Genomic DNA, 15,939 nt, shown 5'->3' on the forward strand with positions numbered 1-15,939 from the left:
CTTAGTCGATTATTTTTTTTGCTCTGATTAATGCTTAAAGTGCCTTGTTCCTGTCATGACCATAGCCATACCGTGCTCGTCACAATAGTCAATTGACAATTGGTCCTTGATAGAGCCTCCTGGTTGAATCACCGCGACTACTCCAGCCTTGTCCGCAAACTCTACACAATCAGGGAAAGGGAAAAATGCGTCTGAGGCCATCACCGCTCCCTTGAGATCCATGCCAAAAGTTGCTGCCTTCTCTACTGCCTGATTTAAGGCGTCTACTCTGGAAGTTTGACCCGTGCCACTTGACAGCATCATGTCTTTGTTGGCAAACACGACGGTGTTAGATTTGGTGTGTTTACACACTTTAGAGGCAAATAGCATCGCCTCTACCTGCTCAGCTGTTGGCGCAACTTTGGTGACGACAGTCAAGTCCTCAGCCATGTCGGTTTTCAAGTCTGCGTCTTGCATGATGACACCATTGAGCAGCGTTTTGAATTGTTTTTTGGCCACTACCAATGGCTTGATTCTAAGAATCACTCTATTCTTTTTAGAACTGAGTAGCTCTAGTGCCTCTTTGTCATATTCTGGGGCAATCAGCACTTCACAAAAAAGTTTGTTGATTTCTTCCGCCGCGGCTAGGTCTACTGTGTCGTTGGTCACCAATACGCCTCCAAATGCCGAAATATTGTCAGATGACAAAGCCTTCAAATATGCATCCTTCACGGAAGACCCTTTGGCTACACCACAGGCATTGGTATGCTTGATGATGGCAAAAGCAGTTTCTCCCTCAAATTCTCTGATTAAACTCACGGCAGCATCTACATCTACCAAATTGTTGTATGACAGTTCTTTGCCGTTCAATTTATCAAACAATTGATCCAGGTCACCAAAGAAAGCCCCTTCTTGATGAGGGTTCTCGCCATATCTCAAGGGTGATGCCTGACGGATGCTCTGCTTGAAAACATTTTCTTGTCCACCTTGATTGAAATAATTAAAAATCGCACTGTCATAGTGTGATGAGATGTCAAATGCCTTGGTAGCAAATCTTTTTCTTTGCTCCAATGTCGTCGCTCCATCTTGCGTGGACAACATGTCGATGGTTTCAGCATATTGCTCCATCGACGACACGATCAATACATCATTGAAGTTTTTGGCAGCTCCTCTGATGAGTGAAATACCTCCTATGTCAATTTTTTCGATGATATCAGCTTCGGATGCTCCACTAGCCACTGTCGCTTCGAATGGATACAAATCCACGATGACCAAATCAATATCAGGGATGTTGTGCTGTGACTTTTCTTGTTTGTCACTCTCATTGTCTCTTCTGTTGAGTATTCCACCGAAAATTTTCGGATGTAGTGTTTTTACTCTCCCAGAAAAAATTGAAGGATAATCTGTGATCTCTTCTACCGGAGTTACTTTGATACCTAAATCCTCGATGAATTTTTGCGTACCACCCGTAGAATACAATTGCACATCATTGCTTGCCAACACTTTGATCAGCTGATCCAGATTGTCTTTGTGAAAGACAGAAATCAGCGCTGATTTGATTTTTTTTGAACCCATTTTCACTACTTAAAATTAGGCTGCAAAGCTACTTATTAAATTGGGAAAGAACAGTTATCTGCCTCAAAGATTGGCTCAATTCATTGATTCTGTGATAAAACTTTCGATTGTTTTAGGAAAATACTCATACTCCAAAACATGAATTTTTTTTGCAAGTGAATCCGGGGTTTCATGAGCCTCCAAGACTACCTTGGCCTGGCACAGCACGCGTCCATTGTCGTAGACTTCATCTACCAGATGAATCGTAATTCCACTTTCAGACTCACCCTGTGCTACGACTGCTCGATGTACATGGTCACCATACATGCCCTTTCCTCCAAATTTGGGCAAAAGAGCTGGGTGGATATTGATCATCTTCTCTCGGTATGCCTCAATCAAATATCCAGGTATCAACCATAAAAACCCAGCTAGTATGACAAAGTCAATTCCCTCCTTTTTCAACAAATCAAGCACCTCTTCAGAATTGTAAAAAGTACTGCGATCAAACACCTGAGAAGGTACCCCCAACTGTTTGGCTCTTTCCAATACATAGGCAGTAGGCTTGTTAGATAAAATCAGCGAGACCTCTATTTGAGCATGTCCTGCGAAGTATTTGGTGATTTGCTCTGCGTTGGTACCACTACCAGAGGCGAAAATTGCGATTTTGATCTTGCTCATTTTAGATATTAAGAACGATGATACTGAATATGCCTGCAACAATAAGCCACTTACAATAATTACTCAAATGCGTGAAGGCAATTTTTGTATCTGCCTTGATCAATAGGTAGACAAATCGAAGATAGGGCAACAACAGAATCAGAAAATAAACCGTCAATTTTTGACTCCCTAGTCGGTAAAGGAAATAAGATAGGAAAATAAGAAAGCACAACATCAGAAAGTACAAAACATACTTGGTACGTCGTGTACCCAAGGCGATAGGGAGCGTCAGTCCGCCGTATTGTGCATCACCTTCTTTGTCTTCGATGTCTTTGATGATCTCTCTGATCAGCGTGATTCCAAAAGCAAAAAAAGCATACACCATCAGCAACAAATCAGTCGTGTGATAATAAATGCCCAATACCAGCAAGGTACAGCCTGTCATCAGCGCTACGACAAAATTCCCCACAAAAGGCAGACGTTTGAATTGATTGGAATACCACCACAAGAGTACGGCACACCCAAGATTGACTAGCCCTAGCCATGGTGAAACCCATGCGCCCATCAATATTCCTAGCAGACTCATCATCAAATGAGCCAAAAGCACAGGTCTCCGCTTCAAGTTGCGCCCTACAATTACTTTATCTGGCTTGTTGATCAGATCGATCTTGATGTCGTAGTAGTCATTGATATAATAGCCACTCGCAGCGATAATAACAGTTCCCAACACCAAAGCAAACAGCTTGAAATCTGTGATCACCTGCATGAAGTGTACTGGTTCTCCCAGCAAGAAAATAGCGGTGATGTATTGTGTAAAAAATATAATAATGAGGTTATTGACACGGCTCAGTCGTAGTGCATCGACTAGCAATCTGTAGGCCATAGGTTCATTGTTTGTGATCACATCCGTCCCCAGTCTTCTTTCAAATCCCCCAGTGTCATAGGTTGCGCATCCAAAATAGTCGTATCGGTTCCAATCTCAATAGAATGAGATTTCCATCCCGCATGTTCTCTTGAGAACGAGATAGATTTGATCACAACCCCGCTTTCGATCAACGTGTATGCTACTAGCAACACGTCGTGGTTGGTCACCGAATCTCCTACATACAGGGCGTTGGTGGCATAGGTCTCCTTGAGGGGAGAGGGTCTTTCGTGGATGTAAAAACCATATTTCTCCAATGCCTTTATCTTTCCAAAGTCCAAATCCTTGACATAATATCTAATGATTGTTTTTTTGGCAGGAGTATCGTAGGTCGGAGATTGTGAGAGCATCTTTGCAAAAAACAAAGAATCCGCCCGCGCATTATTTACTTTTTTGACTGGTGCTGATCGCCTAATTTCCTGTGCTTGAGTGCTTGTGTCCTCATCCACAGCTGGTTTTACTTCTTCTGTATAGTAATTCTGATCTATGATAATTACATTGTCATAGGTCACCTTTTCGTTTGGATCTGTATTCACCATAGAAAAGTGAAGTGTCACGATGGACCCTGCCACTACAAGTAGGCTAATCAAGGGACTGGTTGTGCTTTGGACTTCTTCAGACATCAGCTAGGATAATAAATTGGTTCAACGATGATCTTAATGCTAGTTACTAAGGTTTAGCAAAAATTAACCTTCATAAAGTACTTTAAATCTCTCTAAATTTAAAGTAAAGCTTAAGAATGTGCAAAATCATCATTGATTGCTAGAAATTTTTATATTTTTGGGCAAACTATTATGTACAGACATTTTAGTTAAGCTTTATTGAACTAGACAATACCTATATTAGAACTTAATTAAATCCATATGAAAAAATTGTTACTGTTGCTTGCCTTATTCGTATCTGTCTTGGCCTCAAACGCACAAGAGATGAGTACGTTTACTGATTCCAGAGACGGGAAAGTATACAAATCTGTGAAAATGCAGATAGAACTCGAAGGAGGCATTTTTATAGAAAGAGAATGGATGGCAGAAAACTTGAACTATGTAATGGAAGGTTCGGTTTGCTACAAAAACTATCCTGCCTACTGTGGTAAATATGGCCAATTATACAACTGGATTTCTGCAAAAACGGCGTGTCCAGAAGGATGGCATTTATCCACCCAGCTAGAATGGCAAGAGTTAATGCTTGGCTATGGTGGCTATAAAATGGCCGGCAAAGAATTGAAAGAAGGGGGGAAAAGCAATTTGAACATCTTGATGGGAGGTTTTTCTAACGTTGAAGGACAATTCAGCGACATTGGTAAAACGGCTCACCTTTGGGATGCAGAGCTCGGAGACAAAAGAACTGCAGGCTTGATCTCTCTTTACGCTGATTATGACGAGGTTTCTCATGACGTCATCAGTGCAAGAAACATGAATAGCTGCAGATGTGTGAAGGATTATTAATGGTATTCTGGCGCTAAGTAGTTAGGATATATCCTCAAGTGGTGCTTTTTGACTTTCTCAAAGAGCACCCTTCTAAACTCCGCTACATTCTGCTTCTCTACTGCGGAGATAAAAATATTGGTTCTACTCTTAGACGTAGTGTCTATCCCTGAGGTAAAATCAAACCCTTCTTCTTCTGGTGTTTCGAGTTGATCTATCTTGTTGTACACAACGATCATTTCTTTGTCCGCGACTCCCAAGTCTGCCAATGTCTGATTCACAACTGTCATTTGCTCTTCAAATGATGGGTGGGAAATGTCTACGACATGTAATAGAATATCGGCTTCACGTACTTCGTCCAAAGTGGATTTGAAAGATTCAATCAAATTGTGAGGCAGTTTTCGGATAAATCCAACAGTGTCTGATAGCAGGAAAGGAACTGTATTGATGACCACTTTTCGTACGGTCGAGTCTACCGTAGCAAAAAGCTCATTCTTGGCATAGACATCTTCTTTGGACAGCAAAGTCATAATAGTTGATTTACCTACGTTCGTATATCCAACTAGTGCCACTCGCACAACGTTTTCTCTAGATTTTCTACGCGTGGCTCCCTGCAGATCGATTTTTTCGAGTTTCTTTTTCAAGACAGAAATCTGATCGCGAACTGTTCTTCTATCCGTTTCGATCTCCTGCTCACCCGCACCCCCACGTGTACCCGTACCTCCTCTCTGACGCTCCAAGTGAGTCCACATACGTGTCAATCGAGGCAGCAAGTATTGTTGACGAGCTAATTCTACCTGTGTCTTGGCTTGAGCAGTTTGTGCCCTTTTCATAAAAATATCCAAGATCAATAAACTCCGATCATATATTTTGACCTCTAGTTCGGCTTCCAAGTTTCGAATCTGAGAGGGAGAAAGTTCATCATCGAAAATCACGACATTGATTTCTTTGTCTTTCACATAGGCGATGATCTCCTCAAGCTTACCTTTACCAACAAAGGTTCTCAAGTCTGGCTTGTCAAGTTTCTGTACAAAACTTTTGAAGGTCTCAATCCCAAGCGTACTGGCTAGAAATTCCAATTCATCCAAGTATTCTCTGGTCTTTTCTTCAGTTTGTTTCTGTGGTGAAACAGCAACTAAAACTGCCCGTTCTTCTTCTTTTGATGTAAGGTAATAATCGCCCATTCTCTGATTTTTTTACAAAACTCATCAATTATCTGGATTTAGTATAGTTTTACAACAAATCCTTCAAGATTGGTTCTTATGAAAATAGCCATCACGGTCAATACCTCTTGGAATATCTATAACTTCAGATCAGGTCTGATCCGTGCCATTATCGCACAAGGTCATCAAGTAATAGCCATTGCTCCAGAAGACGAATTTTCACAAAGGTTGGTTGACATGGGGTGTACCTTTCGCTCCATCAAAATGGACAATACGGGTTCTAATCCCATTACAGACCTCAAGCTATACCTTCAATTAAAGAAGATATACAAAAGAGAAAAGCCAGACATCATCTATCAATATACTGTCAAACCCAACATCTATGGTTCTCTGGCAGCTAGATCACTAGACATCCCAGTGATCAACAATGTAAGTGGATTGGGTACCGTTTTTCTCAACAAAGGGATGGCTCCCTTTATCGCTAAAAAACTTTACAAATGGGCATTTCAGCAAGTAGCGTTGGTGTTCTTCCAGAATAATGATGACAAGCGAGACTTCCTTAATCAAATAAAATTACCTAAGCTCAATACGCAACTGATACCAGGATCAGGTATTAATTTATCCACATTTCAATCCCAAAAGGAGCTTTCCAATCGACCAGTTAGATTTTTGATGATTGCCAGATTGATACTCGACAAAGGAGTAATGGAGTACTTGGAGGCAGCACGAATCTTGAAACAGTCCCATCCTATGGTGGAATTCCAACTTCTGGGTCAGCTCGACGAAGGGCATGCCAGAGGAGTCAAACTCGACACCTTATCCTCTTACATCGAAGAAAAATCGATTTGCTACCTAGGTACCAACGATCAAGTACGAGACATCATAGAGGACGCTACTTGTGTAGTATTGCCCTCTTACAGAGAAGGGACTCCCAAAACCCTGCTAGAGGCAGCAGCTATGGGTAGACCCATTATTACTACTGATGTGCCAGGCTGTAGAGAAGTCGTGGTAGATGGAGAGAACGGGCTACTGTGTCAAGTCAGGAGTAGTCAGGATCTGCGAGAAAAAATGCATCAGATTATTAAGAAGGACTTGTTTTCATTAAAAGTGATGGGCGAAAAGGGGAGGAAATTAGTCGAAGACAAGTTTGATGAAAAAATCATCATCGAAAAGTATCTCTCTGAGACTAGCAAGATTATCGACTAGAAACCTCTAGAAATAGCCATTCTGATTTATCTTACCCCATATTTGTTGGTCATTGAGGCAATTTTATAAATTGCTGAAAAACGCGTTAAGTGAATACATATTTGGACAAAAAACTATTACTCATCCTTCTTGTTTTCCTCTGCTCATGCAAAGTCTACAAGCAAGACATCATGTTTAAATTAGACGATCAGTTTGATGAAAATGACCTTGCGGCCGCCGTGTTGCACGCAGAGAGAAATTATGTCATCCAGACCGATGATTACCTCAGCATCAATGTATATACCAACAGAGGTGAACGCATCATTGATCCTAACAAGGAGCTACAGCAAAACATGACAACCCAAAGGAGAATAGAAGAAGATTTTACCTACTTAGTCCAAAAAGACGGAACTGTCAAATTGCCTATAATAGGTCAGGTCAAGATAGACAGTCTTACACTGAATCAAGCTGAGTCTCAGCTAGAAATAGCATACAATACATTCTACAAAGACTCATTTGTCAAGCTAGGTTATGTCAACAAACGAGTAATCGTCTTAGGTGCTATGGGAGGGCAATTGATACCTCTCCTCAATGAAAACATGACGCTAATAGAAGTATTGGCTCTAGCAGGTGGTCTAGAAATGGGTGCTAAATCTCAAAATATCAAAGTGATCAGAGGCACCCTGTCCAAACCAGAAGTTTTTCAAATAGACCTCAGCACGATCAGTGGGATGCAAAAAACTATGCTCAGCATGGAACCTGGGGACATTATCTATATAGAGCCTTGGAGAAGGCCATGGCTGGAAAGTACAAAAGACATTGCCCCACTTTTGAGTCTGTTGAGTAGTACACTTGCACTCATTCTTGTATTACAAAACCTATAAGGATTGAATTTCAAAACGCAACATATTGACTCAGAACAGGTGAATTTGAATCAGCAGGACTCTCATGAAGACCCGCTTAACAACATAGATTTTGACAAGCTCAAGCAAGTCTTTGTCAAAAATTTATTTTGGATTATTATGATTCTGTTTGTAGCCAATGCCGCTACTTTTCTCTATATACGATATACCAAGCCTGTTTATAGTTCAGAATCTATTCTGAAATTGGACATCAAAAGTGAGGCGGGTATTCTAGGAATACAAAGCCCAATGGAGCAGGATATCAAGGGAGTATCTGGTGAAATCGAGATCTTAAAATCTAGACTGTTTGCGAGCAAAGTAGTCGATGCAGTAGGAATGGATGTCTCTTATTTTCATCCTGGAAGAAGTCACCTGTATGACGAGCGCTATGGCAATTCACCATTTAGAGTCGAATACAAAATATTGAATCCATCGATTTTGGATCAAAGAATCAATCTCGAAATCCTCAATGACCGTTTGTTTGTCATCCATGCTGAAAATTTTCTATCAAAAGCATCAAATACACATGTGTTTGGAGAAAAAATAGTCAATGACTATTTCGAAATGACCATATACAAGACAAACTACTTTGCGGATCAAAAAGATTTGGTAGATTTCTATTTTGTTCTCAACAGCCAAGATGCCTTGATTGACTATTTTCAAAACAATATACTGGTAGAACCAATCAATCTCAACGCCAACACCATAAAAATTGGCCTCTCTGATTACAACAAATTCAAAGCAAAAAGTCTCCTCCAAGCCATAGATACGATCTATTTGTTGTACACCAAAGCTGCTAAAAATCAAGCGGTTGAACAAAAGATTCAGTTTCTTGAGACTCAGATGTTCAAAACTCAAAAAGACCTGGAGCAGTATGAAGATTATTTCGAGAAGTTTACGATCAAAAATAGAACGACGGATCTCACTCAAGACCTGAATTACACGATTCAGTTGCTCAATGAGCTGGATTCGCAAAGGTTCAATCTTCGAAATCAGATTTCATCAGTCGAGTTGGCAATCAAACAACTGCAAGAGGATACACCAATCACACTTCATGATATACCCAAACTGAGTCAAGAACTTATACTAGAATACAATGCACTGCGTGATGAAAGAGCACTCAAGCTATCCAACTACAATGAGAACACCCAGATCATTCAACAATTGACCAACAGAGTAGAGTTGGCTAAAAAGAACGCACTATCGAGCCTTGGATCACTAAAAGAAAATTTGTTGTCTGCCCAAAAAGAACTCACTAGTAAACGTACCATTCTAGAGAGTAACTTTGCTGAGTTGCCATCCATGGGTACTTCGTACAACAAAAACAGGCGTTTGTATTCCTTGCAAGAAGAGTTTTACTTCTCCTTGATTCAAAGTAAAATTGAATTGGAAATTGCCCGTGCTGGGACAGTTACAGATTTCGTGGTATTGTCCCCTGCTTCCACTCCCACCGAGCCCATCAAGCCCCAAAAAATATTAGTCTATGGTGCTGGTTTTGTAGCAGGTCTAGTCATTTGCTTCTTTTTTATCGCCATCAGCTATTTGATTGATGATAAAATTACTAACATCAAAGAGCTGGAAAGACTATTGATGGCGCCTGTTTTAGGAATAGTACCTCGATACAGTGTACAAAAGCTACAAACTACGCGCTTGGTGGTCAATACCAACCCTAAGTCTTCTATTAGCGAGGCTTTGAGGTCTATCCGCACCAATATGGAGTTTATGTCCTCTGGCAATGGTAGAAAGGTCATCTCGATTACATCAACCGTCAGTGGTGAAGGAAAGACTTTTATTACAGTGAATCTCGCCGCTATATTTGCATACTCAGGGCTCAAAGTAGTAGTGGTAGATCTAGATATGCGAAGACCTAAAGTCCACTTGGCGTTTAGTTCCGAGCAAAACCACAGAGGAGTAAGTACCTTGCTCATCAATAGAAATACATTAGACGAATGTCTCAATGAATCAGAACTAGCAAACCTGTATTACATCAGTGCAGGCCCTACACCACCCAATCCATCAGAACTTATTTTGAGCGATCGTTTCAATCAATTCTTGGAGGAACTCAAGTCAAAATTTGATATTGTGATTTTGGATACACCTCCTGTAGGCTTAGTCACAGATGGTATCTTGGTGATGAAAAAGAGTGATTTACCTGTCTATGTGGTACGGGCAGACTATTCAAAAAAAGTCTATCTCAAGGCTATTCATAGTTTGATCAAAAACAACAAATTTACTAACCTGTCTGTCATATTCAACTCTACTAGTAGCAGTGGTACCTACGGATATGGATACGGGACAGGTAGTGGATCAGGTTACTACGAGGAGGATCAAAAAACCAACTCCAGTTCGAGGTTTAAGAGTATATTCCAGAGAAAATCGTAATGTTCGGTCTATTCAAAAAAAAGCCATTCATCAGCCCGTTGACTGTTGACGTCCATTCACACCTCATTTCAGGTATTGATGATGGTGTCAAAACCTGGCATGAATCAATAGAAATTATCAAACAACTTTCTGCTATTGGCATCAAAAAGGTCATCACGACACCTCATATTATAGCTGATTACTACCCCAATACACCAGAAATCATCAGAAATGGTGTGAAACAGCTCAATGAAAAACTAAAAGAGCAGAATATTCTTATTGAAGTAGTTGCAGGGGCGGAATACTATGTGGATGAGACTTTCATCCAACAAATCAATGACAATAACGAGTTATTGAGTTTCTCTGACGGTTATATTTTAGTTGAAACGGCGTTTATGAACAAACCGCTACAACTAGAAGAGGTATTTTTCAAGCTCATCGCCAAAGGACTTAAACCTATTTTTGCTCATCCAGAGCGCTATGATTATGTTCAGCGAGACCCCGATAGCTTACAAAAGTACATTGATATGGGAGTCAAATTACAAATCAACGCAGCCTCACTGACAGGGCATTATTCTTTGGGAGCAAAAAAAACCGCCGAATATATCATTAATAAGCAGTGGGTTCATTTGATTGGTTCTGATATCCATCGTATGCAACACGTAGAATTATATATAAAAGCTACCCAACTAAAATCTTTTCAAAAAGCGGGGCAACTTTCACTGCTCAATAACTCATTATAACACTGCGTGGAGATAAACACCCATGAAAATTGATAATTTCAAAATTCATCTATCTTTGCGACTCGAAAATTAAAAGGCTTTAATTCAAGCAAATGAACAAAAAAGTTACAATAGTCCTAGGAGCACTCGCATTACTCCTCACCCTAGATTTTGATGCATCCGCTCAATTGAGTGAAGAAGTAAACAAAAAGACCCCAGAGTTGCCAGGAGAGATTCAAGTAGATTTTGGATTCAACATGCTCACTGGCAAGCCAGACTATTGGAATGACATACATTGGTGGAGATCTAAATCGGTTGCTATTTATTTTGTAAAGCCTTTTGATTTGAGTAAAAAAATGGAGTTCAGACCAGGGATCGGAGTGAGTCTGGAGAAAATAGGATCTCGAAATGCCAATTTTATTGATCCTGATGGGACATTAACTGATCTTGGTTCAAATATAGATATTATTAAAGGTCAAATGGCGTTCAATTATATTGAGTTACCTATAGAGATTCGATACAACATGACTGGTAATGATTCCAAAAGTTCACCATATATCAGTGTTGGTGGTATGTTTGGTTATGCTTTCGAAACCAAAGCTAAAATCAAGTATGAAGATAAAGATTTGGGAGAAAAAGCTAAAATCAAAGTCAAAGGAGATGCCGACTTTTTAGATACTCCTAAGTTTAGAATTGGATTGCAAGCTAGAGTAGGTCTAGGAGGAGTAAGTTTGTTCTACAAACAGTATATCACACCAGTGATTAAGGAAAATCAATTTGCCGACAACAATAAGATCATCAACCATACCATCGGTATCTCTATCTCTGGTCTCTAAACAAACCAGTAGATCGCAGCAAAGCAAATGGCAAATCCTAAAGCAAAACCAGCCAATATTTCCTTGGGCTGGTGCGCGTCTAGCTGAAGCCGAGCACTCATTACCACTCCTGACAACATAATCACGCCTAGCATGGGGTAGATCAGTTCACTGCCAGGGTATTGCCAACACAGAGCTAGCAAATAGCCTACAACACCACTCATGCCAGCAGAATGAATGCTGATCTTGTACACGATCGTAATCAAGGTCAGCAACACCAACAGCAAAGTCGTCGAAATAAAAATCACAGCTACCAAATCATTGACTCCTACCTTGATTATAAAAAGATAGGTCGTCATCACGAAGAACAGTGTGATGAAAACAAACGGTATCAGTCTCTCTTCTCTTTTGTCCATCTTCAAACTCGAAATGGAACCTGACACCCTCAGTACCGAAATACTAATCATTGGGATCACAAAAGTACTAATGAACAAAAACGGAAGTGAGAGCAGCGAAATGGGCTGAATCAGATGTGGAACATACCAATACAATAAGCAAAAGGTGAACGTCGGCATCAGCAGTGGGTGAAACAGATGCGATATGACTTGACTCAATCGATTGTCCACTATAGCTCCTTGCGTAATCTTGCCACTGGCAAATTCAACTGTTCCCTGTATTTTGCTACCGTTCTTCTGGCAATATTATAACCTTCCGCATTGAGTAGCTTTTCCAATTTGTCATCAGAGAGAGGCTTAGATTTGTCTTCATTCTCGATGAAGGTCTTGAGTTTTTGCTTGACTTCTCGACTACTCACGTCTTCACCAGAATCAGTGGCAATGCCTTCTGAGAAGAAATATTTTAATGGAAAAATCCCGAACTCGGTTTGGATGGACTTACTATTTGCCACCCGCGACACAGTTGAGATATCCATACCAATGATCTCTGCGATGTCCTTGAGGATCATTGGGCGCAATTTGGTCTCGTCACCATCCAAGAAAAAATCATACTGGTATTTGATGATGGCATTCATCGTATTGAGCAAGGTGTTTTGGCGCTGCTTCACAGCATCGATAAACCACTTGGCAGCATCCAGTTTTTGCTTCACAAACGAAACCGTCTCTTTGAGTTTCTTGTCTTTCTTGTCACTCTTATTGTATGACTGAAACATATCCGAATAGGATCTGCTCACTTTCAGCTCAGGGGCATTTTTAGAATTGAGTGTCAACTCTAGCTTGCCATCATTGTTGACCAAAATAAAATCTGGTAACAGGTATTGGACTCTTACCAAACCATCAGTAGTACCTCCTGGTTTAGGATTGAGACGGGTAATGATTTGTACTGCTTCTTTGAGGGAATCTTCACTGATTCCCAGTTTTTTCTCAATTTTATCGTAATGTTTTTTAGTAAACTCTTCGAAGCATTGAGAAATAATTTTTTGTGCCAGTTCGACCTCTACACCATGGTTCTCTCTTTTGTCTAATTGAATCAAAAGGCACTCTTTGAGTGAACGAGCTGCTATACCTGCTGGATCAAAGGATTGTATTTTGTACAGAATCTCTTCTACTTCGTCCAAACTGGTTTCTATATTTTGGGAGAAAGCCAGGTCATTCATGATGGCTTCTAAGTCACGACGAATGTATCCATCCGCTTCGATACTCCCGATCAACTGTCGCCCAATAATCTCCTGCGTCTCGTCCAAGCGAAGAAAACCGAGTTGGTTAATCAATTGTTCCTGAAGTGAACTGCCCACAGAAAAAGGAATTTCACGATCCTCTTCCTGAGAATTGCCATCACCTTGCATTTTGTATCCAGCATAATCATCCTCATTGAGATAATCATCGACATTGAGCTCATCGTTGCTGTTGTCATCCATTGACAGGTCATCATCAGCACTTTGTTCCTCTGCTGGTTCTTCCTTGCCTTCTTCGAGGGCTGGATTGACTTCTAATTCTTCTTTTATCCGTGCTTCCAACTCTGCCGTAGGAACCTGTAGCAGCTTGATGAACTGTATTTGCTGCGGTGAGAGCTTTTGGCCGAGGGATTGGATTAACCCGAGTTTCTGCATGAATAAGTATTCTTTTAAATCTTCAAACCAAATTTATTCTTTTTCATAATAAAAGCCGTACAGCCCATCAAAATAGAATGAACGAATTTTGCACGGCGTGGATTAAACGACGCTAAGAAAATACCTAAAACAAAATTTTCCAATATTTTACCTTCTCATTTTGTGATCACAGGATGATCACTCAACGAGCAATGATTTGATCTGGAGATCCAGAATTTTGATGCCCTCATCAAAAGAAACAGGTTCAAAACCTAACACATTTCTAGCTTTGTCCAAAACAAAACCTGTTTTTGGGGGACGTTTGGCTGGCTGTGAAAACATGCTCCCATCGACTTTAGTGATCAAAGAGCGATCTAGATCAAAATAGTCACAGGTCTTCATTGCCATGTCATAGGGAGTCAACATATCCTTGCCTGATATATTGAAAATACCTTTGGCTCGCTGTTGAGCAGCGAGGTAGCAACCCATAGCCAAATCCTCCGCTAGAGTAGGAGTCCTCCATTGGTCGTCCACGATTTTTAGTTCCTTGCCTTGCTCCAAACTGTTTTTCACCCAAAGAATGATATTGGATCTGCTCATCCCTGGTGTAATTCCATAGACCAATACGGTACGCAGAATAGCCCAGTCTATTGTACTGGCTTCTACAATCTTTTCAGCATCCAACTTGCTCTCGCCATAATAACTCAACGGATTGGCTTCATCTGTCTCCAAATAGGGTCCAGATGTACCATCAAAAATAAAGTCAGTCGATAAATGTATCAAAAACGCACCTGTCTGCTTACAAGCCTTGACAAGATGTCTGACAGAATCGACGTTTAGACGAATGCATTCTTCCTTTTCTGTTTCACATTGATCGACATTGGTCATGGCAGCGGTGTTGACCACTACATCTGGCGAATATTTAGACATTACGCCCATGACCTGATCCGCTTCACGAATATCCATTTTCTCATAGATGAAATCCCCCTGGAGGTAATCCAAACGACTCTCTCCATGAGAGGTAGCGATGATGGTTTCGTTATTGTCGAGGAGTAGCTGAACTAATTTCTGTCCCAACAATCCATTGGCACCAGTTATTAATATTTTCATTTGTGTGATTTTTATCTAGGTAGATTCGTAGGAAATTGAATGTAAACTTAGATAAAAAATGCGTTCCTCTCCTTGTCTAAACCAATCTAGTGAGAACCAAAACATAGAAAAAACCACTATAACCTTGCATGAGAATGAAACCATCTACTCAAGTCATAGGTTCGATTTCAACTGTGCTCTACAAAAAGGATGAGTAATCAATATATCATTATCTTCACAGCACAATACTTGTGAAATGAATTGGATCCTTGCGACATGCTAGATACCACGCAAAAGCGACAAAAACCGAAACTCACAGACCAGCAGATCAACCAATATCTGGCTCGGATCAAGACCCCACGCGAAAACCAACTTTCGTCGCGATACCTCAAACTACTTCACAGAAATCATTTGCTTCATATCCCATTTGAAAATCTGGATATCCATATGCACCGAGAGATCATTTTGGATATAGATCGGATATTTTACAAAGTATTGATTCAGAGAAGAGGAGGTTTTTGTTTTGAGTTGAATGGGCTTTTTTACAGTTTGCTCCAGTCTCTAGGGTTTGATACTCATCTCATAGGGGCGAGTGTATATGACGCGAGCGGGGGAGTCGGTCCTGCTTTGAGTCATGCGGCGATCTTGACATCCGTCAATCAAAGTACTTATCTCTGTGATGTAGGATTTGGAGATGCTTTCCTTACGCCCAAATTGCTTTACCCTGGAGAGATACAGATGGATTACAATCGGTATTATAGAATGGACAAAAACCTAGACGGACAGTACATCCTATCCAAATCAGAGGATTCTCTGCGCTATCAACCCATTTATCTATTTAGCAAACAAGCCTACCAATTGATCGAGTTCATCGATATGTGTCACTACCACCAGACTAGTTCCAAGTCACATTTCACTCAAAACAAAATCATCACCCAAGCCAAAATGGACGGTAGAATCACGTTGACGGACAAAAAATTTATCATAAACAAATTGGGAGTTCACCAAGAACAAAACATTCTTAATCCAGATGAGTTTTGCGCACTATTAAGACAACATTTTGGAATAGAGTATTTGGAGAAATGAAATTAGTATTTAGACACTAAAAGCAGGATTTGCATC

General features: G+C 40.5%; 15 protein-coding genes. 7 read left to right on the plus strand and 8 right to left on the minus strand.

Annotation, left to right across the window (positions count from 1 at the left end):
- Nucleotides 1–27: 27 nt before the first annotated feature.
- The 4 genes from purH to N6H18_RS06670 form a co-directional block, all read right to left on the minus strand.
- On the minus strand, nucleotides 28–1,554 hold the full coding sequence (purH, locus tag N6H18_RS06655; RefSeq protein ID WP_262311062.1) for a bifunctional phosphoribosylaminoimidazolecarboxamide formyltransferase/IMP cyclohydrolase: 1,527 nt from the start codon (nucleotides 1,552–1,554) through the stop codon (nucleotides 28–30).
- A gap of 75 nt (nucleotides 1,555–1,629) precedes the next feature.
- The gene (purN, locus tag N6H18_RS06660) at nucleotides 1,630–2,211 is read right to left on the minus strand and encodes a phosphoribosylglycinamide formyltransferase (RefSeq protein WP_262311063.1); all 582 of its coding nucleotides are present in this window, start codon (nucleotides 2,209–2,211) and stop codon (nucleotides 1,630–1,632) included.
- Between the two features lies 1 nt (nucleotide 2,212).
- A complete protein-coding gene (locus tag N6H18_RS06665) occupies nucleotides 2,213–3,073 on the minus strand; it encodes a geranylgeranylglycerol-phosphate geranylgeranyltransferase (protein WP_262311064.1) in 861 nt (286 codons plus the stop codon).
- Nucleotides 3,074–3,090: 17 nt separating this feature from the next.
- Entirely contained in the window at nucleotides 3,091–3,735 is a 645-nt protein-coding gene (locus tag N6H18_RS06670; RefSeq protein ID WP_262311065.1) for a hypothetical protein, read from the minus strand.
- A 240-nt stretch (nucleotides 3,736–3,975) separates the two neighbouring features.
- Here N6H18_RS06670 and N6H18_RS06675 point away from each other — a divergent pair, with 240 nt between their 5' ends.
- The gene (locus N6H18_RS06675; RefSeq protein ID WP_262311066.1) at nucleotides 3,976–4,557 is read left to right on the plus strand and encodes an FISUMP domain-containing protein; all 582 of its coding nucleotides are present in this window, start codon (nucleotides 3,976–3,978) and stop codon (nucleotides 4,555–4,557) included.
- Here N6H18_RS06675 and hflX read toward each other — a convergent pair.
- Nucleotides 4,554–5,720, minus strand: a complete 1,167-nt coding sequence (gene hflX / locus N6H18_RS06680; protein ID WP_262311067.1) for a GTPase HflX — start codon at nucleotides 5,718–5,720, stop codon at nucleotides 4,554–4,556. The two genes, N6H18_RS06675 and hflX, sit on opposite strands and share 4 nt — an antisense overlap.
- A gap of 78 nt (nucleotides 5,721–5,798) precedes the next feature.
- Here hflX and N6H18_RS06685 point away from each other — a divergent pair, with 78 nt between their 5' ends.
- The 5 genes from N6H18_RS06685 to N6H18_RS06705 all read left to right on the plus strand — a co-directional run bounded on the left by N6H18_RS06685 (nucleotide 5,799) and on the right by N6H18_RS06705 (nucleotide 11,705).
- Entirely contained in the window at nucleotides 5,799–6,905 is a 1,107-nt protein-coding gene (locus N6H18_RS06685) for a glycosyltransferase family 4 protein (protein ID WP_262311068.1), read from the plus strand.
- Between the two features lie 170 nt (nucleotides 6,906–7,075).
- Nucleotides 7,076–7,768 (plus strand): polysaccharide biosynthesis/export family protein, encoded by a 693-nt coding sequence (locus N6H18_RS06690; protein WP_262311069.1) that lies wholly within the window; start codon nucleotides 7,076–7,078, stop codon nucleotides 7,766–7,768.
- 3 nt (nucleotides 7,769–7,771) lie between these two features.
- The gene (locus tag N6H18_RS06695; protein ID WP_262311070.1) at nucleotides 7,772–10,168 is read left to right on the plus strand and encodes a GumC family protein; all 2,397 of its coding nucleotides are present in this window, start codon (nucleotides 7,772–7,774) and stop codon (nucleotides 10,166–10,168) included.
- A complete protein-coding gene (locus tag N6H18_RS06700) occupies nucleotides 10,168–10,890 on the plus strand; it encodes a tyrosine-protein phosphatase (RefSeq protein ID WP_262311071.1) in 723 nt (240 codons plus the stop codon). The genes N6H18_RS06695 and N6H18_RS06700 overlap by 1 nt, the downstream gene beginning before the upstream one ends.
- Nucleotides 10,891–10,982: 92 nt before the next feature.
- Nucleotides 10,983–11,705, plus strand: coding sequence for a PorT family protein (locus N6H18_RS06705; protein ID WP_262311072.1), 723 nt, complete (start codon nucleotides 10,983–10,985; stop codon nucleotides 11,703–11,705).
- Here N6H18_RS06705 and N6H18_RS06710 read toward each other — a convergent pair.
- From N6H18_RS06710 to N6H18_RS06720, 3 genes are all read right to left on the minus strand, one after another.
- Nucleotides 11,702–12,151 (minus strand): PA-phosphatase, encoded by a 450-nt coding sequence (locus N6H18_RS06710; RefSeq protein WP_262311073.1) that lies wholly within the window; start codon nucleotides 12,149–12,151, stop codon nucleotides 11,702–11,704. The two genes, N6H18_RS06705 and N6H18_RS06710, sit on opposite strands and share 4 nt — an antisense overlap.
- A gap of 158 nt (nucleotides 12,152–12,309) precedes the next feature.
- Nucleotides 12,310–13,749, minus strand: coding sequence for an RNA polymerase factor sigma-54 (gene rpoN / locus N6H18_RS06715; protein ID WP_262311074.1), 1,440 nt, complete (start codon nucleotides 13,747–13,749; stop codon nucleotides 12,310–12,312).
- A gap of 177 nt (nucleotides 13,750–13,926) precedes the next feature.
- Complete coding sequence (locus N6H18_RS06720) at nucleotides 13,927–14,838, minus strand: SDR family oxidoreductase (RefSeq protein WP_262311075.1); 912 nt, start codon at nucleotides 14,836–14,838, stop codon at nucleotides 13,927–13,929.
- A gap of 255 nt (nucleotides 14,839–15,093) precedes the next feature.
- Here N6H18_RS06720 and N6H18_RS06725 point away from each other — a divergent pair, with 255 nt between their 5' ends.
- Nucleotides 15,094–15,903, plus strand: a complete 810-nt coding sequence (locus N6H18_RS06725) for an arylamine N-acetyltransferase family protein (protein ID WP_262311076.1) — start codon at nucleotides 15,094–15,096, stop codon at nucleotides 15,901–15,903.
- Nucleotides 15,904–15,939: the final 36 nt, after the last annotated feature.

The sequence above is a fragment of the Reichenbachiella agarivorans genome (assembly GCF_025502585.1).
GTDB lineage: Bacteria > Bacteroidota > Bacteroidia > Cytophagales > Cyclobacteriaceae > Reichenbachiella > Reichenbachiella agarivorans.